The sequence below is a fragment of the Pseudomonas sp. NY11955 genome (genome assembly GCF_048068035.1).
In the GTDB taxonomy this organism is placed as follows: Bacteria; Pseudomonadota; Gammaproteobacteria; order Pseudomonadales; family Pseudomonadaceae; genus Aquipseudomonas.
The window spans coordinates 78,362-100,218 of record NZ_JBLUPS010000002.1 but is presented as its reverse complement, the minus strand read 5'-3'; the positions used below and the strand labels follow the sequence as shown (position 1 = coordinate 100,218).

23 protein-coding genes are annotated in these 21,857 nt (G+C 63.1%); 11 read left to right on the top strand and 12 right to left on the bottom strand.

The features are described from left to right. Positions 1-2: 2 nt before the first annotated feature. From mlaD to ACNFBR_RS03515, 3 genes are read right to left on the bottom strand one after another with little or no spacing between them, the layout of a single operon-like run. Positions 3-488 (bottom strand): outer membrane lipid asymmetry maintenance protein MlaD, encoded by a 486-nt coding sequence (gene mlaD / locus ACNFBR_RS03525; RefSeq protein WP_016485045.1) that lies wholly within the window; start codon positions 486-488, stop codon positions 3-5. Further along, complete coding sequence (mlaE, locus tag ACNFBR_RS03520; protein WP_012270663.1) at positions 488-1,285, bottom strand: lipid asymmetry maintenance ABC transporter permease subunit MlaE; 798 nt, start codon at positions 1,283-1,285, stop codon at positions 488-490. The genes mlaD and mlaE overlap by 1 nt, the downstream gene beginning before the upstream one ends. Continuing rightward, on the bottom strand, positions 1,285-2,094 hold the full coding sequence (locus ACNFBR_RS03515; RefSeq protein WP_012270662.1) for an ATP-binding cassette domain-containing protein: 810 nt from the start codon (positions 2,092-2,094) through the stop codon (positions 1,285-1,287). The genes mlaE and ACNFBR_RS03515 overlap by 1 nt, the downstream gene beginning before the upstream one ends. A 248-nt stretch (positions 2,095-2,342) precedes the next feature. Here ACNFBR_RS03515 and ACNFBR_RS03510 point away from each other — a divergent pair, with 248 nt between their 5' ends. The 10 genes from ACNFBR_RS03510 to ACNFBR_RS03465 all read left to right on the top strand — a co-directional run bounded on the left by ACNFBR_RS03510 (position 2,343) and on the right by ACNFBR_RS03465 (position 9,355). Continuing rightward, entirely contained in the window at positions 2,343-3,317 is a 975-nt protein-coding gene (locus ACNFBR_RS03510) for a KpsF/GutQ family sugar-phosphate isomerase (protein ID WP_416733679.1), read from the top strand. A gap of 12 nt (positions 3,318-3,329) precedes the next feature. Continuing rightward, positions 3,330-3,854: a KdsC family phosphatase gene (locus tag ACNFBR_RS03505; protein ID WP_416733678.1), complete on the top strand. Its 525-nt coding sequence runs from the start codon at positions 3,330-3,332 to the stop codon at positions 3,852-3,854. An 8-nt stretch (positions 3,855-3,862) separates the two neighbouring features. Then, entirely contained in the window at positions 3,863-4,435 is a 573-nt protein-coding gene (gene lptC / locus ACNFBR_RS03500; protein WP_012270659.1) for an LPS export ABC transporter periplasmic protein LptC, read from the top strand. Beyond that, a complete protein-coding gene (gene lptA / locus ACNFBR_RS03495; RefSeq protein ID WP_012270658.1) occupies positions 4,422-4,946 on the top strand; it encodes a lipopolysaccharide transport periplasmic protein LptA in 525 nt (174 codons plus the stop codon). Before lptC ends, lptA begins: the two co-directional genes overlap by 14 nt. Beyond that, positions 4,947-5,672 (top strand): LPS export ABC transporter ATP-binding protein, encoded by a 726-nt coding sequence (gene lptB / locus ACNFBR_RS03490; RefSeq protein ID WP_012270657.1) that lies wholly within the window; start codon positions 4,947-4,949, stop codon positions 5,670-5,672. Positions 5,673-5,847: 175 nt separating this feature from the next. Next, positions 5,848-7,341 carry an RNA polymerase factor sigma-54 gene (locus ACNFBR_RS03485; protein WP_416733677.1) on the top strand — a complete coding sequence of 498 codons (1,494 nt, stop codon included), beginning with the start codon at positions 5,848-5,850 and terminating at the stop codon, positions 7,339-7,341. Positions 7,342-7,420: 79 nt separating this feature from the next. Beyond that, complete coding sequence (gene hpf, locus ACNFBR_RS03480; protein WP_003255135.1) at positions 7,421-7,729, top strand: ribosome hibernation-promoting factor, HPF/YfiA family; 309 nt, start codon at positions 7,421-7,423, stop codon at positions 7,727-7,729. A gap of 12 nt (positions 7,730-7,741) precedes the next feature. Then, entirely contained in the window at positions 7,742-8,206 is a 465-nt protein-coding gene (gene ptsN / locus ACNFBR_RS03475; protein WP_015269060.1) for a PTS IIA-like nitrogen regulatory protein PtsN, read from the top strand. A 2-nt stretch (positions 8,207-8,208) separates the two neighbouring features. Beyond that, positions 8,209-9,063, top strand: coding sequence for an RNase adapter RapZ (rapZ, locus tag ACNFBR_RS03470; protein ID WP_416733676.1), 855 nt, complete (start codon positions 8,209-8,211; stop codon positions 9,061-9,063). 19 nt (positions 9,064-9,082) lie between these two features. Beyond that, positions 9,083-9,355 carry an HPr family phosphocarrier protein gene (locus ACNFBR_RS03465; protein ID WP_003255140.1) on the top strand — a complete coding sequence of 91 codons (273 nt, stop codon included), beginning with the start codon at positions 9,083-9,085 and terminating at the stop codon, positions 9,353-9,355. 303 nt (positions 9,356-9,658) lie between these two features. Here ACNFBR_RS03465 and ACNFBR_RS03460 read toward each other — a convergent pair whose 3' ends face one another. From ACNFBR_RS03460 to pmbA, 6 genes are all read right to left on the bottom strand, one after another. Next, positions 9,659-10,552, bottom strand: a complete 894-nt coding sequence (locus ACNFBR_RS03460; protein WP_416733675.1) for a ZIP family metal transporter — start codon at positions 10,550-10,552, stop codon at positions 9,659-9,661. An 11-nt stretch (positions 10,553-10,563) separates the two neighbouring features. Continuing rightward, positions 10,564-11,175 (bottom strand): superoxide dismutase, encoded by a 612-nt coding sequence (locus ACNFBR_RS03455; protein ID WP_416733674.1) that lies wholly within the window; start codon positions 11,173-11,175, stop codon positions 10,564-10,566. 1 nt (position 11,176) lies between these two features. Continuing rightward, the gene (locus ACNFBR_RS03450; RefSeq protein WP_416733673.1) at positions 11,177-11,638 is read right to left on the bottom strand and encodes a hypothetical protein; all 462 of its coding nucleotides are present in this window, start codon (positions 11,636-11,638) and stop codon (positions 11,177-11,179) included. Between the two features lie 27 nt (positions 11,639-11,665). After that, entirely contained in the window at positions 11,666-13,042 is a 1,377-nt protein-coding gene (locus ACNFBR_RS03445; protein ID WP_416733672.1) for a class II fumarate hydratase, read from the bottom strand. Further along, positions 13,035-13,436, bottom strand: a complete 402-nt coding sequence (locus ACNFBR_RS03440; RefSeq protein WP_416733671.1) for a FagA protein — start codon at positions 13,434-13,436, stop codon at positions 13,035-13,037. The genes ACNFBR_RS03445 and ACNFBR_RS03440 overlap by 8 nt, the downstream gene beginning before the upstream one ends. Positions 13,437-13,564: 128 nt before the next feature. Next, entirely contained in the window at positions 13,565-14,911 is a 1,347-nt protein-coding gene (pmbA, locus tag ACNFBR_RS03435; protein WP_416733670.1) for a metalloprotease PmbA, read from the bottom strand. A gap of 109 nt (positions 14,912-15,020) precedes the next feature. Here pmbA and yjgA point away from each other — a divergent pair, with 109 nt between their 5' ends. Continuing rightward, complete coding sequence (yjgA, locus tag ACNFBR_RS03430; RefSeq protein ID WP_416733669.1) at positions 15,021-15,542, top strand: ribosome biogenesis factor YjgA; 522 nt, start codon at positions 15,021-15,023, stop codon at positions 15,540-15,542. 114 nt (positions 15,543-15,656) lie between these two features. On the opposite strand, the gene tldD is transcribed toward yjgA, so the two are convergent. From tldD to ACNFBR_RS03415, 3 genes are read right to left on the bottom strand one after another with little or no spacing between them, the layout of a single operon-like run. Then, positions 15,657-17,096, bottom strand: coding sequence for a metalloprotease TldD (gene tldD / locus ACNFBR_RS03425; protein WP_012270646.1), 1,440 nt, complete (start codon positions 17,094-17,096; stop codon positions 15,657-15,659). A gap of 2 nt (positions 17,097-17,098) precedes the next feature. Beyond that, positions 17,099-17,950, bottom strand: a complete 852-nt coding sequence (locus tag ACNFBR_RS03420) for a carbon-nitrogen hydrolase family protein (protein ID WP_416733668.1) — start codon at positions 17,948-17,950, stop codon at positions 17,099-17,101. An 8-nt stretch (positions 17,951-17,958) separates the two neighbouring features. Continuing rightward, positions 17,959-21,774 carry a YhdP family protein gene (locus ACNFBR_RS03415; protein WP_416733667.1) on the bottom strand — a complete coding sequence of 1,272 codons (3,816 nt, stop codon included), beginning with the start codon at positions 21,772-21,774 and terminating at the stop codon, positions 17,959-17,961. Positions 21,775-21,857 lie beyond the last annotated feature (83 nt).

Here is a 21,857-nt window from a genome sequence, read left to right as displayed (position 1 = left end):
CCTTAATTAGCCGGTTGCGCTTCTTTCGGTTCCTTGCCAACGGAGTTGAGCAGGAACTTGCCAATCAGATCTTCCAGCACCAGTGCCGACTGGGTGTCATGGATGGTCGCGCCATCCTTGAGCACCTGGTCTTCGCCACCCACGCTGATGCCGATGTACTTCTCGCCAAGCAGGCCCGCAGTCAGGATCGAGGCAGTGGAGTCGGTCGGCAGGTTGTCTACCGACTTGTCCAACTGCAGCGTCACCCGACCGGTGTAGGAATCACGGTCCAGATCGATGGCGGTGACCTTGCCGATGGTGACACCGGCCATTGTCACTTTAGCTCTGACCGTCAAACCGGCGATATTGTCGAAGTAGGCATAAACTTTATAGGTATCGCTGCTCGGGCTGGCCGACAGCCCGCTGACACGCAGGGCCAGCAGCAGCAGCGCCAGGATCCCGGCCAGGAGGAACAGGCCGACACCGATTTCCAGGGTGCGGTTTTGCATCAGAAATCTCCAAACATCAAGGCGGTCAGAATAAAGTCCAGACCCAGCACTGCCAACGAGGCGTAGACCACGGTCTTGGTGGTGGCACGGCTGATCCCTTCTGAAGTGGGCTCACAGTCGTACCCCTGGAAAACGGCGATCCAGGTTGTGACGAAGGCGAACACCAGGCTCTTGACCAGCCCGTTGAGCACGTCGTCAGTGAAAGAAACGCTGTTCTGCATGTTGGCCCAGAACGAGCCTTCGTAGACACCCAGCCAGTCCACGGCCACCCACGAGCCACCCCAGATACCGACCACACTGAAGATCAGCGCCAGCAGCGGCAGCGAGATGAAACCGGCCCACAGGCGCGGCGCCACGATGTACTTGAGCGGGTCGACGCCGATCATTTCCAGGCTCGACAACTGCTCGGTGGACTTCATGTTGCCGATTTCGGCGGTCAGCGCGGAGCCGGCACGACCGGCGAACAGCAACGCCGTCACCACCGGACCAAGCTCACGCAGCAGGGTCAGGGCGACCATCTGCCCTACCGCCTGCTCCGAGCCGTACTTGGTCAGGATGCTGTAGCCCTGCAGCGCCAGCACCATGCCGATGAACACCCCGGAGACGACGACGATCGCCAGCGACAGCACGCCCACCGAGTACAGCTGCTTGGTCAGCAGCTGGAAGCCACCGCCAATGCCGCCACGACCGACCAGCGCATGGAACAGGAACAGGCACGAACGCCCGAGCACGGCCAACACGTCGATTGCCGAACGGCCCAGCAGGCGGACACGTTCGAGTAAGGATTTTCTGCGCATCAACGCGCCCCCAGCAGGTCGGCGCGGTAGTCAGGCGCGGGAAAGTGGAAGGGTACCGGGCCGTCCGGGTCGCCTTTCATGAACTGGCGAATCCGTGGGTTGTCCGAGCCCATCAGCTCATCGGGCGTGCCCTGGCCCAGCACCTGGCCATCACCGACCACGTAGATGTAATCGGCGATGCTGGCGGTTTCCGCCAGGTCATGGGACACCACGATGCTGGTGATGCCCAGGGCATCGTTGAGCAAGCGGATCAGGCGCACCAGCACCCCCATGGCAATCGGGTCCTGGCCGACGAACGGTTCGTCGTACATGAGGATCTGTGGGTCCAGGGCGATCGCCCGGGCCAGCGCCACCCGGCGCTTCATGCCACCGGAGAGCTCGTCGGGCATCAGGTCGATGGCGCCGCGCAGGCCCACGGCCTGCAGCTTCATCAACACGATGTCACGGATCATTTCGTCCGACAGCTGGGTATGCACGCGCAGCGGGAACGCGACGTTCTCGAACACGTCGAGGTCGGTGAACAGCGCGCCGCTCTGGAACAGCACGCCCATCTGCTTGCGGGCGTCGAACAGGTCGCTGCGCGACAGCGTCGGCAGGTTCTGCCCGGCAACCCATACCTCACCGCTGGACGGGCGCAGTTGCGCGCCCATCAGGCGGAGCAACGTGGTCTTGCCGCAACCCGATGGCCCCATGATGCCGGTGACCTTGCCGCGCGGGATGCGGATGTCGACGTTGCTGAAAATGCTGCGCGAACCGCGTTTGAAGGTAACCCCCTTCAACTCGACCGCGTAGGCGCTATCCACACTCATCTAGACTCCTTGCTAGTGCAGCCTCGTCCTAATGGACGCCGGCCTCCATCAGGAAGGCACACGCACCCCTGGCAGGCCGAATAGCGGCGAACTATAGCACCGCTCACAGCGCCGCCCCAAGGCCAGGCAAGCAGTCGTTCAGCCCCGCGACAGGCTTTGATGACATTCGCTACAGCAATCGAAGGGGTGAGGGTTTTCTTCATTGCGCGTATAATCGCGGCCTTTTCATCAGGCATTGCTTTTTCGACATGAGCCAATCCAGCGAGCTGATCCAATCCGCCCAACGCACCCTGCGCCTGGAACTCGAGGCCGTAGAGGCCCTGCTGGCGCGCATCGACGACAATTTCGTCAAGGCCTGCGAACTGATCCTGGCCAGCAAGGGCCGGGTCGTCGTGGTCGGCATGGGCAAGTCCGGGCACATCGGCAACAAGATCGCCGCGACCCTGGCCAGCACCGGCACCCCGGCATTTTTCGTCCATCCCGCCGAAGCCAGCCATGGCGACATGGGCATGATCACCCGCGACGATGTCATCCTTGCCCTGTCGAATTCTGGCAGCACCGCCGAAATCGTCACCCTGCTGCCGCTTATCAAACGCCTGGGCATCAAGCTGATCAGCCTGACCGGCAACCCCGACTCGCCGCTGGCCCAGGCCGCCGAGGTCAACCTCGACGCCCGTGTCGAGCAAGAGGCCTGCCCGCTGAACCTGGCGCCCACCTCTTCCACCACGGCATCGCTGGTACTGGGCGACGCGCTGGCCATCGCCCTGCTCGAAGCCCGCGGCTTCACCGCCGAAGATTTCGCCTTCTCGCACCCAGGTGGCGCACTGGGCCGTCGCCTGCTGCTGAAGGTGGAGAACGTGATGCACAGCGGCGAAGAGCTGCCCCAGGTGCCACGCGGCACCTTGCTCAAAGATGCGCTGCTGGAAATGTCCCGCAAAGGTTTGGGCATGACCGTGATCGTCGAGGCCGATGGCAAACTGGCCGGTATCTTCACCGACGGTGACCTGCGCCGCAGCCTGGACCGCAACATCGATGTGCACACCACCCTGATCGAGCAGGTCATGACCGTTCATGGCAAGACCGCGCGCGCCGAAATGCTCGCCGCCGAAGCCCTGAAGATCATGGAAGACCACAAGATCGGCGCCCTGGTGGTGGTGGACCGCGAGGACCGCCCGACCGGCGCCCTGAACATGCATGACCTGCTGCGCGCCGGCGTAATGTAAAGGAGCGATGGAATGAACCAGGACCTCATGCAACGCGGCAAAGGCATCAAGCTGGCAGTTTTCGACGTGGACGGCGTGCTCACCGACGGGCGCCTGTACTTCCTCGAGGACGGCAGCGAGTTCAAGACCTTCAATACCCTCGACGGCCAGGGCATCAAGATGCTGATGAACTCGGGCGTCACCACCGCCATCATCAGCGGCCGCAAGACCCCGGTGGTCGAACGCCGGGCGAAGAACCTCGGCATCCCCCACCTGTACCAAGGCCGCGAGGATAAATTGGTTGTGCTTGACGGCCTGCTCGCCGAACTGGGCCTAAGCTATGATCAAGTAGCCTACCTGGGGGACGACCTGCCCGACCTGCCGGTGATTCGCCGGGTAGCGCTGGGCATGGCTGTAGCCAACGCCGCACCCTTCGTACGCGAGCACGCCCACGGCGTGACCCAGGCACGTGGTGGCGAAGGCGCGGCCCGTGAATTCTGCGAACTGATCATGCAGGCCCAGGGCACCCTGGACGCTGCCAACGCCAACTACCTGTAAGGCTGCCCATGTTCAGCAAGAAAGCCCGAAACATTGTGCTGCTCGGGGCGATCGCCGCCCTGTTGGTAGCCATTGGCTACTGGAATGTCAGCCCGGAAAGCTTCCTCGACAAGCCGGTGGCCCAAGTCGACGAAAGCGCCATCGACTACTACGCGATCAACGCCCACAGCGTGCAGTTCCTGCCCGACGGCAAGCTGCAATACGAAATGACCGCCGACAAGGTCGAGCACCTCAAGGCCAGCGAAATCACCCTGCTGACCACGCCGGATCTGCACATGTACCGCGGCACCGAATACCCATGGCATGTGCAGAGTACCCGCGCCGAGGTCAACCCGGACGGCACCGAGGTCGAACTGATCGACAAGGTACGGGTTGCCCGCACCGACGAAAAGCAGCGTGAAACCATCATCACCAGCTCACGCATGACCGTGTTCCCGCAGAAGCAATATGCGCAGACCGAGCAAGCCGTTAGAATCGACGGCGCCGGTGGCACGACTACGGGCAAAGGAATGAAAGCGTATTTGAAAGAAGGCAAGATGGACTTGCTCTCTAACGTAAGAGGACAGTATGAGGCTCGTTAAAACCCTCCCCCTTTTGCTCAGCCTGAGCGCAGCACTGGGAAGCGCGAGCGCCCTCGCCCTGCCGAATGACCGTGACCAGCCTATCCGCATCCAGGCCGACAACGCCCACCTGGATGACAAGCAAGGCGTGGCCACCTACACCGGCGACGTGATCATCACCCAGGGTTCGATGATGATCAAAGGCAACACCGTGACCATCACCCGCTCCGCTTCCGGCGATATCGACGTGGTGACCTCGGTGGGCAACCTGGCCTACTTCGAGCAGCAGCAGAGCGCGGCCAAGCCGGACAAGATGAAAGGCTGGGGCGTGACCATCCAGTACCAGTCGCAGAAAGACCTGGTGATCCTCACCGATCGGGCCAAGGTCGAGAACGAAGGCAACACCACCGAAGGCGAGAAGATCGTCTACAACACCCAGACCCAGGTGGCGACCGCCGGTCGCGGTGGCAACGTGACTACACCGCGTCAGCGTATCGACATGGTGATCCAGCCCAAGAAGAAGGCCGAGTAAATGGCAACCCTCAAAGCCCAGCACCTGGCCAAGAGCTACAAGGGCCGGCAGGTGGTACGTGATGTCAGCCTGTCGATCGACAGCGGCCAGATCGTCGGCCTGCTCGGCCCCAACGGCGCCGGCAAGACCACCTGCTTCTACATGATTGTCGGGCTGGTCCAGGCCGAACAGGGCCGGGTACTGATCGACAACCTCGATGTCAGCCACCAGCCCATGCACGGCCGTGCTCGCGCCGGTATCGGCTACCTGCCGCAGGAAGCCTCGATCTTCCGCAAGCTGTCGGTAGCCGACAACATCATGGCCATCCTCGAGACCCGCAAGGACCTCGACCGCGAAGGCCGCCGCAAGGAGCTGGAAAGCCTGCTGCAGGAATTCCACATCAGCCACATCCGCGACAACCTCGGCATGAGCCTGTCCGGCGGTGAACGCCGCCGCGTCGAGATTGCCCGCGCCCTGGCGACCGCACCCAAGTTCATCCTGCTGGACGAACCGTTCGCGGGTGTCGACCCGATTTCGGTCGGCGACATCAAGCAGATCATCCACCACCTCAAGGCCAAAGGTATCGGTGTACTGATCACCGACCACAACGTGCGTGAGACCCTGGATATCTGCGAAACCGCCTATATCGTCAACGATGGCCGGTTGATCGCCGAAGGCGACGCCGAAACCATCCTGGCCAACGACCTGGTCAAAGAGGTGTACCTGGGCCACGAGTTCCGCCTCTGACCCTAGACGCGTCTAGAGTACTGGCAAATAGCCCTGAAACTGCGGGTAAAGTTGTTACGGTACTCTAGGCAAACGCTACAATTTAAGGCATAAAACTTGCTTGATCTGGCGCCTCGGCGCCCTCGTGTAGTGGATGGCGCATGCGCGCCGGCGAACAAGGTATTAAGCCCCTGCCATGAAACCATCGCTCGTCCTAAAAATGGGCCAGCAACTGACGATGACACCGCAGTTGCAACAGGCCATCCGTCTGCTCCAGCTTTCCACCCTGGACCTCCAACAGGAAATCCAGGAAGCGCTGGAATCGAACCCGATGCTCGAACGTCAGGAAGACGGCGACGACTTCGACAACAGCGACCCGATGGCGGACAACGCCGAGAACAAGCCGGCCGCCGAAGTACAGGACAACAGCTTCCAGGAAAGCACGGTCAGTGCCGACAACCTGGAAGATGGCGAGTGGAGCGAGCGCATCCCCAACGAGCTCCCGGTCGATACCGCCTGGGAAGACATCTACCAGACCAGCGCCAGCAGCCTGCCGAGCAACGATGACGACGAGTGGGACTTCACCACCCGCACATCGGCCGGCGAGAGCCTGCAAAGCCACCTGTTGTGGCAGCTGAACCTGGCGCCGATGTCCGATACCGACCGCCTGATCGCCGTCACCCTGATCGACAGCATCAACGGCCAGGGCTACCTGGAAGACACCCTCGAAGAAATCTGCGCGGGCTTCGACCCGGAGCTGGATATCGAGCTGGACGAAGTCGAAGCGGTACTGCACCGTATCCAGCAGTTCGAGCCCGCAGGCGTAGGCGCTCGCAACCTGGGCGAATGCCTGCTGCTGCAACTGCGCCAGTTACCCGCCAATACCCCGTGGATGACCGAAGCCAAGCGCTTGGTCACCGATTTCATCGACCTGCTCGGCAGCCGCGACTACAGCCAGCTGATGCGGCGCATGAAAATCAAGGAAGACGAGCTGCGCCAGGTCATCGAGCTGGTGCAAAGCCTCAACCCGCGCCCCGGTTCGCAGATCGAGTCCAGCGAACCCGAGTACGTGGTGCCTGACGTGATCGTGCGCAAGGACAGCGAGCGTTGGCTGGTAGAGCTGAACCAGGAAGCCATCCCACGCCTGCGCGTCAACCCACAGTACGCGGGCTTCGTGCGCCGCGCCGACACCAGCGCCGACAACACCTTCATGCGCAACCAACTGCAGGAAGCGCGCTGGTTCATCAAGAGCCTGCAAAGCCGCAACGAAACCCTGATGAAGGTTGCCACGCAGATCGTCGAGCACCAGCGCGGCTTCCTCGACCACGGCGACGAAGCGATGAAGCCGTTGGTGCTGCATGACATCGCCGAAGCGGTGGGCATGCACGAGTCGACCATTTCCCGGGTTACCACGCAGAAATACATGCACACACCGCGTGGCATCTACGAACTGAAATACTTTTTCTCCAGCCACGTCAGCACCTCCGAAGGCGGAGAATGCTCGTCCACGGCGATCCGCGCGATCATCAAGAAACTGGTTGCGGCGGAAAATCAGAAAAAGCCATTGAGTGACAGCAAGATCGCTGGTTTACTGGAGGCACAAGGCATCCAGGTAGCCCGTCGCACCGTCGCCAAGTACCGCGAGTCCCTCGGCATCGCACCGTCGAGCGAGCGCAAGCGACTGATGTAGCCCCTGAGATGTGCCACAGCGTTTGTGGGGCAGGTGCAAGATCTGCCTCTTTATGCACGGGCAACAAAGGAGAAGCTGTATGCAAGTCAATATCAGTGGACAGCATGTAGAAGTCACCCAGCCACTTCGCGATTATGTGCTTGAAAAGCTCGCTCGCGTGGAAAGTCACTTCGACAAGATCACCAACGTGCAGGTCATCATGAAAGTCGAGAAGCTGCAGCAGAAGGTCGAGGCGACCCTGCAGATTCCTGGCGGCGAAGTGGTAGCCAACGCCGAACACGAAGACATGTATGCAGCGATCGACGCCTTGGCCGACAAGCTCGACCGCCAACTGAAAAAACACAAGGAAAAACAGCAAAGCCTGCTGCAAGGTGCAGCTGCCCGCTGATCCCCCTCATCCATGATCCGACTTGAAACCATCCTGACCCCCGGCCGTTCCCTCGTGAACGTGCCGGGCGGCAGTAAGAAGCGCGCCCTGGAAAAGGTCGCCACCGTCATCGCCGAACAAGTGCCAGAACTGGAGATGCAAGACGTCTTCGAAAAGCTGGTCGCTCGGGAAAAACTCGGTTCCACCGGCTTCGGCAATGGCATCGCCATCCCGCACTGCCGGCTTGAAGGATGTTCTGCTCCAGTCAGCGCCCTGCTGCACCTGGAAGCCCCTATCGATTACGACGCCATCGATGGCGCGCCGGTGGACCTGCTGTTCGTCCTGCTGGTGCCTGAAGCCGCCACCGATGCGCATCTGGAACTGCTGCGTCAAATCGCCAGCATGCTCGATCGCAAGGAGGTCCGTGATCGGCTGCGTGCGGCCACCAGCAGTGAGGCCCTGTTCCAGGTTGTCCTGGACGTACAGAACGAGCACTGAACATGCGCCTGATCATTGTCAGCGGCCGGTCCGGCTCCGGCAAGAGCACCGCCCTCGATGTCCTGGAAGACAACGGTTTCTACTGCATTGACAACCTGCCCGCCGGGCTGCTGCCGCAGCTGGCGGAAGACGCACTGATCAACACCGAACTGCTGCAGCCCAAGGTTGCCGTGTCGATCGACGCACGCAACCTGCCCAGCCACCTGACGCGCTTCCCTGAACTGCTCGAAGAAGCCCGCTCGCGGAACATCCAGTGCGATGTCTTGTTCCTGGACGCCGACGAAGACATGCTGCTCAAGCGCTTCTCGGAAACCCGCCGACGCCACCCGCTGACCAACGCCAATCGTTCGCTCGCCGAAGCCATCCGGGTGGAAAGCGACTTGCTGGGGCCAATCGCCGACCTGGCCGACCTGAAGATCGACACCACCAGCCTGAACCTGTACCAGCTGCGTGACTCGATCAAGCTGCGCCTGCTCAACCAACCCGAGCCTGGCACGGCGTTCCTGGTCGAGTCGTTCGGTTTCAAGCGCGGCATGCCGGTCGACGCCGACCTGGTGTTCGACGTGCGCTGCCTGCCCAACCCCTACTGGAAGCCAGAGCTGCGTGAACACTCGGGCCTCGACCAGCCCGTGATCGACTACCTGGCCGCACAGCCGGATGTCGAAGACATGTACAACGACATTTCCACCTATCTGCTCAAATGGTTGCCACGCTTCGCCGCCAGCAACCGTGCCTACGTCACCATTGCCATCGGCTGCACTGGCGGCCACCACCGTTCGGTCTACATCACCGAACGCCTTGGCCAACAGTTGCAACAAACCCTGAAAAACGTCCAGGTCCGCCACCGCGACCTCTAGCCCAAGGATCCGCCCCACGATGCCCGCCCGCGAAATCACCATCATCAACAAGTTGGGCCTGCATGCCCGGGCGGCAGCCAAGTTCGTCGGCGTGGCCGGCCGCTTCCCCTGCCAGGTGCGGGTTGGTCGTGCGCCGGACAAGCTGGTGGATGGCAAGAGCATCATGGCGGTGATGATGTTGGCTGCCGGCAAAGGCACCCAGGTGCATCTGCATACCGAAGGCGAGCAGGACAACGACGCCATGGATGCACTGGTCGAGCTGATCAACAACTTCTTCGACGAAGGCGAGTAAGCTGCAGGGCCCGACAGAACACTTTCAGCGCCTGTTGTATCGAGCGCCGCCCGCGCGGCGCATCGCGAGCTAACGCTCGCTCCTACGTTTGTTTCGGGCCAGTCATGCCTGGGACAGATGTGCGCGACCCGCCGTGTCTTTACGACGCAATATCGCGCCATGCGTCAAGGTGGCGCGCGTAAATCCCACAGGACAAATTGGCCCGAAACAAACGTAGGAGCGAGCGTTAGCTCGCGATGCGCCGCGCGGGCGGCGCTCGATCTCACAGGCGCTGAAAATCTCCAGACGAACACTGCCGCCCAATCACGAAAGCGCGGTATCCATCACCATCATCAGACAGAAGCCGATACACAATCCCAGGCTGGCCAGGCGATGATGACCGTTGCTCCGCGATTCGGGGATGATTTCCTGGGTGACCACCAGCAGCATCGCCCCCGCCGCACAGGCCAGGCCCAGCGGCAGCAGCAGTTCGGCAACATTCACCAGCCAGGCGCAGATCACCGCCGCCACCGGCTCGACCAGCCCTGAGGCTGCGCCGATCAGAAAGGCTTTGAAACGCGGCATACCCGCCCCTGCCAGCACCAGCGCAATCACCAACCCCTCAGGCACGTCCTGCAAGGCAATGCCCATGGCCAAGCTGTCGGCGTCGGCCATGCCGCCCCCGGCCGACACGCCAATGGCCATGCCTTCAGGGATGTTGTGGGCAATGATCGCGATCACGAACAGCCAGATGCGCGCAGCAATGACCGGCTGGTTCTCCGTGCCAACCAAGGCCTCCGGCGAAGCACCGGACACCTTGAGATCGACCAGGAACAGGCACAACGCCCCGAACATGAGGCCGAAACTGATAAGGCCCCCTGCCCCCCAAGGGCTGAAGCCGATAGCCTGGGCTGCATCCAGGCCTGGAATGATCAGGGAGAATGCAGTGGCCGCCAGCATCACGCCGGCACCGAAGCCCAACAGCGTATCAGCCAGCGCCACGGGCATGTTGCGAATGACCAGTACCGGTACTGCGCCCAGTGCCGTGCCCAGTGCACACAAAGCACCGCCCTCCAGGGCGCGCAGCATGCGCGGCTCCAGGTCCAGCCAGGCGAGGCCACGCGCCACCAGCAGCGCGGTGCCGGCCAGCAACAACAAAGTCCCAAGCGCCAGGCGGAACAGGCGCACACTGCTGACAGACATTACCTCAGAGCGCATACCGGTCCGACTCACTTCAGGGCTTCGAGGTAACGGCGTTCCACTTGCGCCCAGTCAATGACGTTGTAGAAGGCACCGATGTATTCCGGACGACGGTTCTGGTACTTGAGGTAGTAGGCGTGCTCCCACACGTCCAGGCCCAGGATCGGCGTATTGCCGTGCATCAGCGGGCTGTCCTGGTTGCCACTGCTCTCAACCACCAGGGTTTTCTGTGGCGTCACGCTGAGCCAGGCCCAGCCGCTGCCGAAGCGGGTCAACGCGGCCTTGGTGAAAGCCTCCTTGAAAGCCTCGAAACCGCCCAGTTGCGCAGTGACAGCCTGCGCCAACTGGCCTACTGGCTCGCCACCGCCCTGTGGCGACATGACAGTCCAGAACAGGCTGTGGTTGGCATGCCCGCCACCATGGTTGGTCACTGCGCCACGCAGGTTTTCCGGCAGTTGTTTGACCACGCCGACCAGCTTTTCCACCGGCCATTCGGCCCACTCGGTGCCTTCGATTGCGGCGTTCAGACCATTCACGTAGGTCTGGTGATGCTTGGTATGGTGAATTTCCATGGTCTGGGCGTCGATGTGCGGCTCCAGCGCGTCATAGGCGTATGGCAATGCAGGCAAGGTATGGGGCATGTCAGTGAATTCCGTAGGCATGGGTTCTGGGCGCCACGACCGGCTGGGCAGCGAGTTCGCTGGCCCCGGCGCTGTGGCGGTTGAGCAGGCGCTCGGTGCGTGGGTACTGGCCGTACTCGGCAATGAAACTCAGCAATTCGGTGTAGGTGCGCCCGCTGTGGCGCAGGGCTGCATCACGCAGCGCCTGCGGCAAGCGCGCCTCCTGGCTGGCCTGCAACAACCGCTGGTGAACGGCGCACAGGTAGTCGGCGCTTTCCTGCGGCTGGTTCAGGCGCAGGTGCAGGTCGGCCAGGTTGTGGTGGGCGATAACGAAAGCGGCCACCGCTTCGTCGACGTCATGCCAGCGCTCGAACAGCACCTGGGCCAGCGCCAGGGCTTGCAGGTAATGTTCCCGGGCATCGACCAGCTCGCCTTGTTCGAACAGGCGGTTGGCGGTTTCCGTGGTGCGTTTCCAGTGCTGCATGGTTGCCTCCTGGGCGGTGGCGCAGTGTCAGATACCGCCGGCGGTGAGTTTTTCCGGGTCCAGCAACGCCTCCAGCTGGTCACGCGACAAGTCGGTGTGCTCCAGCGCCACATCGATGATCGGGCGGCCCTGCTTGTAGGCGGTCTTGGCGATTTCGGCGGCCTTGAGGTAACCGATGATCGGGTTCAGCGCAGTAACCAGGATCGGGTTGCGCGCCAGGGCCTCCTTGAGCTTGCCCTCGTTGACCTTGAAGGTGGCGATGGCCTTGTCGGCCAGCAGGCGGCTGACGTTGGCCATCAGCTCGATGCTCTCCAGCAGGTTGCGGGCGATCACCGGCAGCATCACGTTCAGCTCGAAGTTACCGGACTGGCCAGCGACGGCGATGGTGGCGTCGTTGCCGATCACCTGGGCGGCGACCATGGCAGTGGCCTCCGGGATCACTGGGTTGACCTTGCCAGGCATGATCGAAGAGCCAGGCTGCAGGCCTTGCAGCTCGATTTCACCCAGGCCGGCCAGCGGGCCGGAGTTCATCCAGCGCAGGTCGTTGGCGATTTTCATCAACGCAACCGCAGTGGTCTTGAGCTGGCCAGACAGGGCCACAGCGGTATCCTGCGACCCGATCAGGGCAAACAGGTTTTGCCCGGGAGTGAACTCGACTTGGGTCAGGCCACTGAGCTGGCGGGCAAAGCCGGCAGCGAACTGTGGGTGGGCATTGATGCCGGTACCCACGGCGGTACCGCCCTGGGCCAGCGCCTGCAGGCTCGGCAGGGTGGCTTCGAGGTGCGCCTTGGCGCCATTGATCTGCGCCGCCCAGCCATCCAGCACCTGGCTCATGCGCACCGGCATGGCGTCCATCAGGTGGGTGCGGCCAGTCTTCACATACGGGTGCACCTGAGCCGACTTGGCCTCGATCACCTGTACCAGGTGCGCCAGGGCTGGCAACAACTGCTCGTGCAGGGCCAGCGCGGCACTGACATGAATGGTGGTCGGGATGATGTCATTGCTGCTCTGGCCACAGTTGACGTGATCGTTGGCATTGACTGCCTCACCCAGTACACGGCTGGCCAAGGTAGCGATCACCTCGTTGGCGTTCATGTTCGAGCTGGTGCCGGAGCCCGTCTGGAACACGTCGACCGGAAAGTGCTGGATGAAGTCTTCGGCCAGCAGCTGCTCGACAGCCTTGACGATGGCTTGGCCCTGCGCGGCGGAAAGCTGCTCCAGTTCGATGTTGGCCTTGGCCGCAGCGGCCTTGGCCAGCAGCAAGGCACGAATGAACTGGGCTGGCATGCGCTGGCCACTGACCGGGAAGTTGTCGACCGCGCGCTGGGTCTGGGCACCGTACAGGGCCTGGGCCGGCACCTGCAGTTCACCCATGCTGTCACGCTCGATACGGGTATCACTCATCATCAAATCCTTGCATCAGTTCATCGGGGGAAATCGACGGCAGCAGACGGCAATTGGCCAACTGCAGGGCGTAGGGTTGCCAACGCTGGTTCTGCGCCTGGCGGTCGAGGTTGCGCAGGTCCAGCAGCGGACGCCAGGCCTGGTCCAGGCACTGGCAGCGCCAGTGCCACGGCAGCATGCGGTCGCAGGCGGTATCCAGCAGTAGGCGGAAGGAGGTCAGCGCCACCGTCCACGGCGAGGTTTCGGTGCAGCACACCAGGTAGCGGCCTTCGGCCAGGTAATGTTCGATCAGGCGCGGCTCGTCGGGCTCGAGCGCGCAGCGGATGCGCCGACTGAGCCAGCGCCAGTTTTCCAGGTAGGGCAGTTCGCGGAGGACGGGTTTCATGAACATCATCGCCGGGTGACTGGATAATGATATTCATTATTAAGTGATAACTAGAATCACTTCAAGTAGACAATGGTGAAAGAAAAACCCGGCGCGATGGCCGGGTCTTCGGTGCCACTGGGCATTTCTGGCGGCAATCAGCTACCCGCGACCGTCATCCGCTCGATCAGCACCGACCCTGTGTGGATATTGCTGCGAGTTTCAAGATCGTTACCGATCGCCACAATCTGCTGGAACATATCTTTCATATTGCCGGCGATGGTCACTTCTTGAACGGCATGCTGGATCTCGCCATTCTCGACCCAGAAGCCAGCCGCACCACGGGAATAATCCCCCGTCACCATGTTCAGCCCGTGACCCATCAACTCGGTCACCAGCAACCCGCGGCCCATACGGCGGATCAATGCGGCCTGGTCTTCGACGCCGTGAGTGACGAACAGGTTGTGCACGCCACCGGAGTTGGCCGTGCTTGGCAAGCCCAGCTTGCGCCCGGAATAGGTCCCCAGCAGGTACGACACCAGCTCGCCTTTGTCGACGAACGGCTTGGCGTAGGTGGCCAGCCCATCTCCGTCGAACGCAGCACTGCCCAACGCGCGCGGAATGTGCGGACGCTCGTCGAGGGTCAGCCAGGAAGGGAACAGGCGCTGGCCGATGGTACCTTCGAGGAACGACGACTTGCGGTACAGGTTGCCGCCGGAAATTGCGGAGAGGAAGCTGCCGAACAGGCCACCGGCCAGCTCGGCAGAAAACAGCACAGGCACCTCGCAGGTGGGCACCGGGCGCGCGCCCAGCCGGCTGGCGGCACGCTGGGCTGCGCGTACACCGATGCTGCGCGGGTCGGCCAGCAGGTTGCCTTGACGGTTCACGTCATACCAGTAGTCGCGCTGCATCTGCCCGTCGCCTTCGGCGATCATCACGCAGCTCAAGCTGTGCCGGGTCGAAGCATAACCGCCAATGAAACCATGACTGTTGCCATACACACGGCAGCCCTGGTGGGTATTGAGGGTAGTGCCGTCGGCGTTGAGGATGCGCGGGTCGGCATCGAACGCCGCGGCCTCGCATGCCAGGGCCATCTCGATGGCCTTTTCCGGTTCGATATCCCAGTCGTGATACAGGTCCAGGTCGGGGATGTCGCGAGCCATCAGCGCTGCGTCGGCCAGGCCGGAACATTCGTCCTCGGAGGTATGCTTGGCAATCGCCAGGGCAGCAGCGACAGTCTCACGGATCGCGTCCGGGCCACTGGCCGACGTGCTGGCCGAGCCTTTGCGCTGGCCCACATAAAGGGTGATGCCAAAACCTTGGTCACGGTTGAACTCGACCGTTTCAACCTCACGCTGGCGTACCGTGGTGGACAAGCCCTGCTCCAGCGACACCGCCACTTCGCAGGCACTGGCCCCCTGGCGGCGCGCCTCGGCGATGATCGCCTCGACCTGCTCCTGCAATGCTGGCAGGTCCTTCGGACCCACGCTCTGGACTGCACTCATGGTTTTCTCCACTCAAATTCTGCGTACGGCTTGGGGTCATTCTACGACCGGGCCGGACAAGCGGCCCCCGACTGGTTATCATGGCGGCGATTTCTAGCGGACTGCCACCATGGTTGATTCAAACAACGACGCCTTCGACGGCGAAAAAAGCAAAACCCAGATCAAGCGCGAACTGCATGAGCTGGTCGAACTCGGCGAGCGCCTTACCACGCTCAAAGCCGATACCCTGGCCCGCCTGCCGTTGACCGACGAGCTGCGCAAGGCCCTGGCCGAGGCCAGCAAGCACACCGCTCATGGTGCCCGTAAACGCCACATGTCGTTTGTCGGCAAGCTGATGCGCGTGCAGGACCTGGATGCCATCCATGCCTTGCTTGAGCAGATGGACAGCTCGACCCGCCAGTACAACGAGCGTTTCCACAGCCTCGAGCGCTGGCGTGACCGGTTGATCGACGGCAACGACGAGGACCTCGAGCGCTTCGTCAACGAGTACCCCGACACCGACCGCCAGCAGCTGCGCTCGCTGGTGCGCCATGCCCAGCACGAGAAGGCCCGGAACAAGCCGCCTGCCGCCGCGCGCAAGGTGTTCAAGTACATCCGCGACCTCGACGAGTTGCAGCGCGGGTTGCGTTGACAGACCGGGACCCTGTGGGAGCGGGCCCGCCCGCGAACACCGGCGAAGCCGGTGCCATGCACCGCGTCGCCTGCTTCGCGGGCATGCCTGCTCCCACAACGGTTCCCGAAGCCATCACGCCCCGGTACCACCCACGGTAATCGCATCCAGTTTCAAGGTAGGCTGCCCTACCCCCACCGGCACCGACTGCCCGTCCTTGCCGCACGTCCCTACCCCGCTGTCCAGCGCCAGGTCGTTACCGACCATCGACACCCGGCTCATCGCCTCAGGACCGTTACCGATCAGGGTCGCACCTTTCACTGGGGCGGTAATCTTGCCGTCTTCGATCAGGTAGGCCTCACTGGTCGAAAACACGAACTTGCCGCTGGTGATGTCCACCTGGCCACCACCGAGGTTGGCACAGTAGATACCCTTCTTCACCGACGCGATGATTTCCTGCGGGTCGCTTTCGCCGGCGCGCATGTAGGTGTTGGTCATGCGCGGCATCGGCAGGTGCGCGTAGGATTCACGGCGGCCGTTGCCGGTCACCGCCATGCCCATCAGGCGCGCGTTCAGCTTGTCCTGCATATAGCCTTTGAGCACGCCGTTCTCGATCAGCGTGGTGCATTCGGTCGGCGTGCCTTCGTCATCCACGCTCAGCGAGCCACGGCGGCCTTCGAGGGTGCCATCGTCGACGATGGTGCACAGGCTCGATGCCACTTTTTCGCCGATGCGGCCACTGAACGCCGAACTGCCCTTGCGGTTGAAGTCGCCTTCCAGGCCATGGCCGACAGCCTCGTGCAGCAGCACACCCGACCAGCCCGAACCCAGCACCACCGGCAAGGTACCCGCCGGCGCCGGGATCGCCTCCAGGTTGACCAGGGCCTGGCGCAGTGCCTCGCGGGCATAGCCCATCACCCGCTCTTCAGTGAAGAAGCGGTAATCGGTACGCCCGCCACCGCCCTGCCCGCCGCGCTCGCGACGGCCATTCTGCTCGACGATGACGCTGACGTTGAAGCGCACCAGCGGGCGCACGTCGGCAGCCAGGCTGCCATCGGCCGCTGCGATCAGAATGCGCTCCCAAACCCCGGCCATGCTCACGCTGACTTGCTGGATACGCGGGTCGAGGGCGCGGGTGGCGGCATCGACACGCTTGAGCAGCTCGACCTTTTCGGCACGGCTCAATACATCCAACGGGTTGTCCGCGGCATACAGGGCGGTCACCTCCTGACTGCGGAAGGCCTGCACCGTGCCGTTCTGCCCGGCGCGGGAAATCGAACGGGCCGCACGGGCTGCCGAGGTCAGCGCTTCGAGGTTGATGGCGTTGCTGTAGGCGAAACCGGTTTTTTCACCGGATTGGGCACGCACGCCCACGCCTTGGTCGAGGTTGAAACTGCCCTCTTTGACGATGCCGTCCTCCAGCGCCCAGGTTTCCGAGATCTGGCCTTGGAAATACAGGTCGGCGGCGTCGATGCCGGGGCCGGCCAACTCACCCAGCACGCTCTGCAGGCTGTCCAGGGTCAAGCCGCCTGGGGCCAGGAGTTGCTCACTGACGGTGGATAACATCTGGCTCATAGTCACTCCGAGGTGTGCGCAGGCCGCAACGCGCCCTGCGAGAAAAAGCGCCGGTGCGATACCACCGGCATGCGCGCCCGAATGGACGCTTGTTCGTCAATGTCGCGCTCGGCAAGCAGTACCGCTTCGCCTTGCGCCTGTTCTGCGACGATACGCCCCCAAGGGTCGACGATCGCCGCATGGCCATGGGTTTCCCGTGGGCCTGGATGGGTGCCTCCCTGCGCTGCAGCCAGCAGGTAGCACTGGGTTTCAATGGCCCGGGCGCGCACCAGCACCTCCCAATGTGCCGCGCCGGTCACGGCGGTAAAGGCAGCCGGCGCAGTGATCAGTTCCGCGCCAGCCGCGCGCAGTGCGCTGTACAGTTCGGGGAAGCGCAGGTCGTAGCACACACTCAACCCCAGCCGTCCTACTGGCGTATCAGCCACCACCACCTGAGCACCATGGGCGTAGTCATCCGACTCGCGGTAACGACCGCGGTTGTCGGCGACATCCACGTCGAACAGGTGCAACTTGTCATAGCGTGCCGCCACCTCGCCGTGTTCGTCGATAAGCAGCGAGCAGGCATGAGCCTTGGCCTCGGGCTGGCCGACCGGTGGCAAGGGCAAGGTACCGGCAACAATCCATAACTTGAGGTCGCGGGCGGTGCGTTTCAACCATGGCAGAATCGGCCCGTCACCCAAGGCTTCGGCACGGCCGATTGCAGCGGCGTCCTTACGGCCCATGGCGGCGAAGTTTTCCGGCAGCACCGCCAGCCGTGCGCCGCCCAACGCGGCCTGCTCCAACAGGGCACCGGCACGCTGCAGGTTGGCCAGCACGTCGTCCTGACTGACCATCTGGATTACCGCTGCCTTCATGGGCACTCCTAGCGGGATTTCTCGAAAGGTTTCACAAATGTGATTCTAGGCTCTTTCCACGGGCCTTCGACACGGTAGTGCACGCTGGCAAAGCGCGACACACGGTCACCGATCAGCCGGTCGACCAGGAACAGCGCGCCGCCCACAGCGGGTGCGCCGACGATCAACGCCGCCAGCGGCAGGTTGTTGGTCACCGGCAGGCTCACCTGCAGGTTGGCATCCACCCGGTCACGCACCATGTCCAACGTGCCATCCAGTTCGAAGTTGCTGGACGGGCCGGTCACGGTGATCGGTTCGCGAGTCACGTACACGCCGCTACTGGCGACCAGCAAACCCTTGACCCGGTCATAGGCCAGGCCCTTGTCGAACAGGTCGGAGAAGTCCAGACGCAGGCGCCGGCCAATCGAGTTGAAGTTGAGCAAGCCGAACACCCGCAGTGCCTGGGCGCTGCCTTCAACCTCGACGAACTGGCCCGTGCGCAGCGCCGCGTCCATGCTGCCCGAAAAATGCGTCAGGCTCACCGCAGCTGGCGAACCCGGCCAGCGGCCATCCACATCCAGGCGGAAGTCGCGGCTGGTCACGGTCGGAGCGAAGCCCCAGGCTTTGAGCACATCCGCCAGGTTCTTGCCGTCCAGACGCCCTTTGTACCAGCTGCTGGTTTTGCCCGTTTCACCTTCCCAGCCGCCACCGCCATCGATGCGCAAGCCTTTGAAGTCAAGGTCGATATCGCTGGCGGTAACGCCACGCGCAGTCGGCCGCAGCTTGATCGAAGCGCTGCCGAAGAGGTCGTCACCGCGGTAGAGCTTGTCGATGCTCAGGTCCAGCGCCGGGACCTTGCGCGGGTCGAACGAGGCCAGCGGGTCCGGGCCGTCTTCAGCCTGCTGTTCAGCAGCGCTGGCGGCGGGCAGGCGCAAGGTCTGCATGCGCACGACCATGGGCGCACCCTTGGCATCCGGCACTCGCGCGTTGCCAATGACTTCCTTGCTATCGAGGCGCAAGTCCCAGGCCGGGCCACCTCGGGCCAGCCGTACCACGGCCTGATTCAAGTCCATACCGAAGGCTTTCAACTGGCCGATGCTCAGGTCGACGCTTTGCAGGTTCTGCCGCGCACTGCCACTGGGGTCGTCACCGGCCAGGCGGGCCGCCTGCTCTTGCCAAGGGGCCAGGTCCAGGGCCTGCAAATGCCCGCGCACTCGCAGGCCCTGGCTGGCAGGTAGCTGGGCGTCACCTGTGCCCAGCAGTAACTCGCCACGGCCCTGGGCCAGCTTGTCGGCCGGTGCGGCATAGGCAAAGCGGGCCAAGTCGGTGTAGGCGGCATCGAAGCGCCGCTCCGGGCCTTGCAGGTTCATGCTGAAACGGCTGTCGCGGGCATCCGCCGCCGCCTTGCCAAACGGCGCCGGCAGGTCGATCGCCAGGCCCTTGAGGCTGGAGGTGACGCTCAGGGTGTTTTCCCGGCTGCCCAGGCTGACTTGCAACTGGTACGGCAGGTCGCCGGACGCCGGCAAGGACTGGTTGAACTGCAGCCAGTCGGTCAGCGCCTTGAGCGGCACCTGGCCATTGGCATTGATGCGGGTCTGCATCTGCCCAGCTTGGCCTTCAGCGGTAATTTGCGCCGTTACCGGCTTGCCGAAGGCCTGCAAGCTGATGCCCTTGCCACTCAGGCCCTTGTCGAAGTCGAAGCTGAAGTCACCCTTCAGGCGGTTCAATTCCAGGCTAGGTGGGGCGACTTTAAGCCGCGCATCGCTGGTGGCGAAGTCCACCTGCACTTTCGGCCGCTGCCCATGGGCCAGCGGGATGTCGAGCTTGACCTTGCCCTTGAGCGGCCCCTCACCTTCCCAGCCGGCGAAAATCTCACCGGTGCCGATTGGCGCTTCCTTGAGGATTTTCAGGCCATCGCCCAGGCTGCCGTCGAAATCGCCATCCAGGTAAAGGTGGCTGTGCTGATCGCCATCGACATGCGGGATATCGACCTGTACATCGCTGACCTTGGTGTCGAGCAACACGCCGCGCTGGGCCTTGATGCGCACGCCGCTGTCCTCGATGAACACATCGCCATCCACATGCTGCACTTGCGGCCAGCCGGGCTGGAAGTCCAGGGCCGCGTCATGCACCTTGAAGAACAGGCTGATGCTGCGCGCCTCTGGCGCCGCGCCATGATTCAACGAGCCCTGGTACTGGAAGTAACCTTCATCCACCGCACCTTTGACGATGGCGCTGCGCAGCCACTCGTCGAGCGCCGGGCTGAGCACTTCGGGCAGGTATTTGGCGGTATAGCGACCATCGCCGTCGGTCAGACCGACGCGCAGGTCCATGTAGTCCTCGCGGCCTTCCTCGAACAACAGGCGGATCAGGAAGTCGCCGGCGATTTTGCCCTCCTCGCCCAGCACCTTGAGGTACGGCGCGATCAGGGTGAAACCGTCCTTGTCCAAGGTCCAGGTCAGCTGTGCATTGGCCTTCTGGTAGTGCCAAGGTTTGGCGAAGATGGGGTACAGATGCAGCATGAACGCATCGGTATCCAGGCGCAGCTCACCGTGCCCCAGGTCACCGCTGATACTGCCACTGACGTTACCGGCGGCCGGGGCATTGTGGTAAGCCTCGAAGCCGACCTTTTCCAGGTTGGCGGCGAACCGCAGGCGCTGATCACCTTCGGCCTTGGGCCTGGCCTCCAGGCGCACATTGCGCAGCGCGCCGGTCACCTTCAAGCCATCGACCACCTCCATGACTTTGTTTGGCAGGGGTGCCAGGGCATCGATCAGCGGGGTCAGTGGCGTCAGGTCCAGGCGGTCGGCCTGCACTTGCCAGCTTTCATCGGCTGCACTCTGGCCAGGGCGCTGCTGCAGTTGCAGGTGCGATTCCCAGCGGGTCTTGCCGATGTCCATGGCCAACGAGTCGAGCACCACATCGAAGCCCTGCTCCCGGCGCTGGAACCAGGCACCCAAGGCCAAGTTATTCAGTTTGGCTGCCTTGCGTCCGGCGTAGGCGCCTTCTAGTTCGGGCGCGTTGAGCCGTACTACGGCCTGCTGCAACTGCCCCTTGCTCCAGTCGACCCAGAACTCACCACCCGCACGCAAGGTGTCAGCGTGCCACTGCCCCAGCAGGCTGGGCGGCAACCAATGCGACCAGTCGCTTTGCGGCAGGCTCAGATAAGCTTCGACCTGGCCATCGCGCCAGGCCTTGGCCGACATACGGCTGCGCAGGGTCAGCGCCAAGGGCTGGCCGTCAGGCAAGGTCGCCCGCAGGTCAACGGCCTGGCGTGTTGCCCCGGCCTGCAGGCCAGCACTCACATAAGTCAGGGTAAGCGGGTCGCGCTGCCAGGGGTGCAGGGTGACCTGGCTGTCGAATACATCGACGCGGCCTAGCTGGCGCAGGCGCTGCAGCAGGTCGGCCGGGTCCAGTGGCGCATCGTCCTTTTTCGGTAGGCCTTCGAGGTTCCAGGCGCCCTGCTCATTCTCGCGCAGAATCAGCTGCAGGCCGCCCAGCTGAATGCGCGCCAGGCGCACTTCGCGGGCGGTGAGGCTGGCCCAGACGTCGGGCACCACCATGACCTCATCCAGGCGCAGCGCCGTGGCGCCTTCGCCCAATTGCAAGTCGCGCACCCGCAGCACCGGTGCCAGCCCGCTCCAGCGGCCCTCCAGCGCGCCCACATGCACGGGCAGGCCCAGGGCCTGCTCGGCCTTGCTCTCTACATCGGCGCGGTACTCGGCCACCAGCGGCACCAGCTCGCGGCCGAGGCTGACATACAGCGCCACCAATACCGCCAGCAGGGCGCATATGCCCAGCCCCCAGCGGGTCAGGGCGACAAGAACGCGGTTCAGACGTCCCATGGCCGTGGCCCTCCAAGTCGTTTATCCATCATGGCCCGTAGTGCCGGTTTTGCCAGCCCGGCGATGCCGCGGCGTATTTCAGA

Coding starts and splice junctions, on each gene's coding strand:
- mlaD (WP_016485045.1), bottom strand. CDS start 488: ATGCAAAACCGCACCCTGGAAATCGGTGTCGGCCTGTTCCTCCTGGCC.
- mlaE (WP_012270663.1), bottom strand. CDS start 1,285: ATGCGCAGAAAATCCTTACTCGAACGTGTCCGCCTGCTGGGCCGTTCG.
- ACNFBR_RS03515 (WP_012270662.1), bottom strand. CDS start 2,094: ATGAGTGTGGATAGCGCCTACGCGGTCGAGTTGAAGGGGGTTACCTTC.
- ACNFBR_RS03510 (WP_416733679.1), top strand. CDS start 2,343: ATGAGCCAATCCAGCGAGCTGATCCAATCCGCCCAACGCACCCTGCGC.
- ACNFBR_RS03505 (WP_416733678.1), top strand. CDS start 3,330: ATGAACCAGGACCTCATGCAACGCGGCAAAGGCATCAAGCTGGCAGTT.
- lptC (WP_012270659.1), top strand. CDS start 3,863: ATGTTCAGCAAGAAAGCCCGAAACATTGTGCTGCTCGGGGCGATCGCC.
- lptA (WP_012270658.1), top strand. CDS start 4,422: ATGAGGCTCGTTAAAACCCTCCCCCTTTTGCTCAGCCTGAGCGCAGCA.
- lptB (WP_012270657.1), top strand. CDS start 4,947: ATGGCAACCCTCAAAGCCCAGCACCTGGCCAAGAGCTACAAGGGCCGG.
- ACNFBR_RS03485 (WP_416733677.1), top strand. CDS start 5,848: ATGAAACCATCGCTCGTCCTAAAAATGGGCCAGCAACTGACGATGACA.
- hpf (WP_003255135.1), top strand. CDS start 7,421: ATGCAAGTCAATATCAGTGGACAGCATGTAGAAGTCACCCAGCCACTT.
- ptsN (WP_015269060.1), top strand. CDS start 7,742: ATGATCCGACTTGAAACCATCCTGACCCCCGGCCGTTCCCTCGTGAAC.
- rapZ (WP_416733676.1), top strand. CDS start 8,209: ATGCGCCTGATCATTGTCAGCGGCCGGTCCGGCTCCGGCAAGAGCACC.
- ACNFBR_RS03465 (WP_003255140.1), top strand. CDS start 9,083: ATGCCCGCCCGCGAAATCACCATCATCAACAAGTTGGGCCTGCATGCC.
- ACNFBR_RS03460 (WP_416733675.1), bottom strand. CDS start 10,552: ATGCGCTCTGAGGTAATGTCTGTCAGCAGTGTGCGCCTGTTCCGCCTG.
- ACNFBR_RS03455 (WP_416733674.1), bottom strand. CDS start 11,175: ATGCCCCATACCTTGCCTGCATTGCCATACGCCTATGACGCGCTGGAG.
- ACNFBR_RS03450 (WP_416733673.1), bottom strand. CDS start 11,638: ATGCAGCACTGGAAACGCACCACGGAAACCGCCAACCGCCTGTTCGAA.
- ACNFBR_RS03445 (WP_416733672.1), bottom strand. CDS start 13,042: ATGAGTGATACCCGTATCGAGCGTGACAGCATGGGTGAACTGCAGGTG.
- ACNFBR_RS03440 (WP_416733671.1), bottom strand. CDS start 13,436: ATGATGTTCATGAAACCCGTCCTCCGCGAACTGCCCTACCTGGAAAAC.
- pmbA (WP_416733670.1), bottom strand. CDS start 14,911: ATGAGTGCAGTCCAGAGCGTGGGTCCGAAGGACCTGCCAGCATTGCAG.
- yjgA (WP_416733669.1), top strand. CDS start 15,021: ATGGTTGATTCAAACAACGACGCCTTCGACGGCGAAAAAAGCAAAACC.
- tldD (WP_012270646.1), bottom strand. CDS start 17,096: ATGAGCCAGATGTTATCCACCGTCAGTGAGCAACTCCTGGCCCCAGGC.
- ACNFBR_RS03420 (WP_416733668.1), bottom strand. CDS start 17,950: ATGAAGGCAGCGGTAATCCAGATGGTCAGTCAGGACGACGTGCTGGCC.
- ACNFBR_RS03415 (WP_416733667.1), bottom strand. CDS start 21,774: ATGGGACGTCTGAACCGCGTTCTTGTCGCCCTGACCCGCTGGGGGCTG.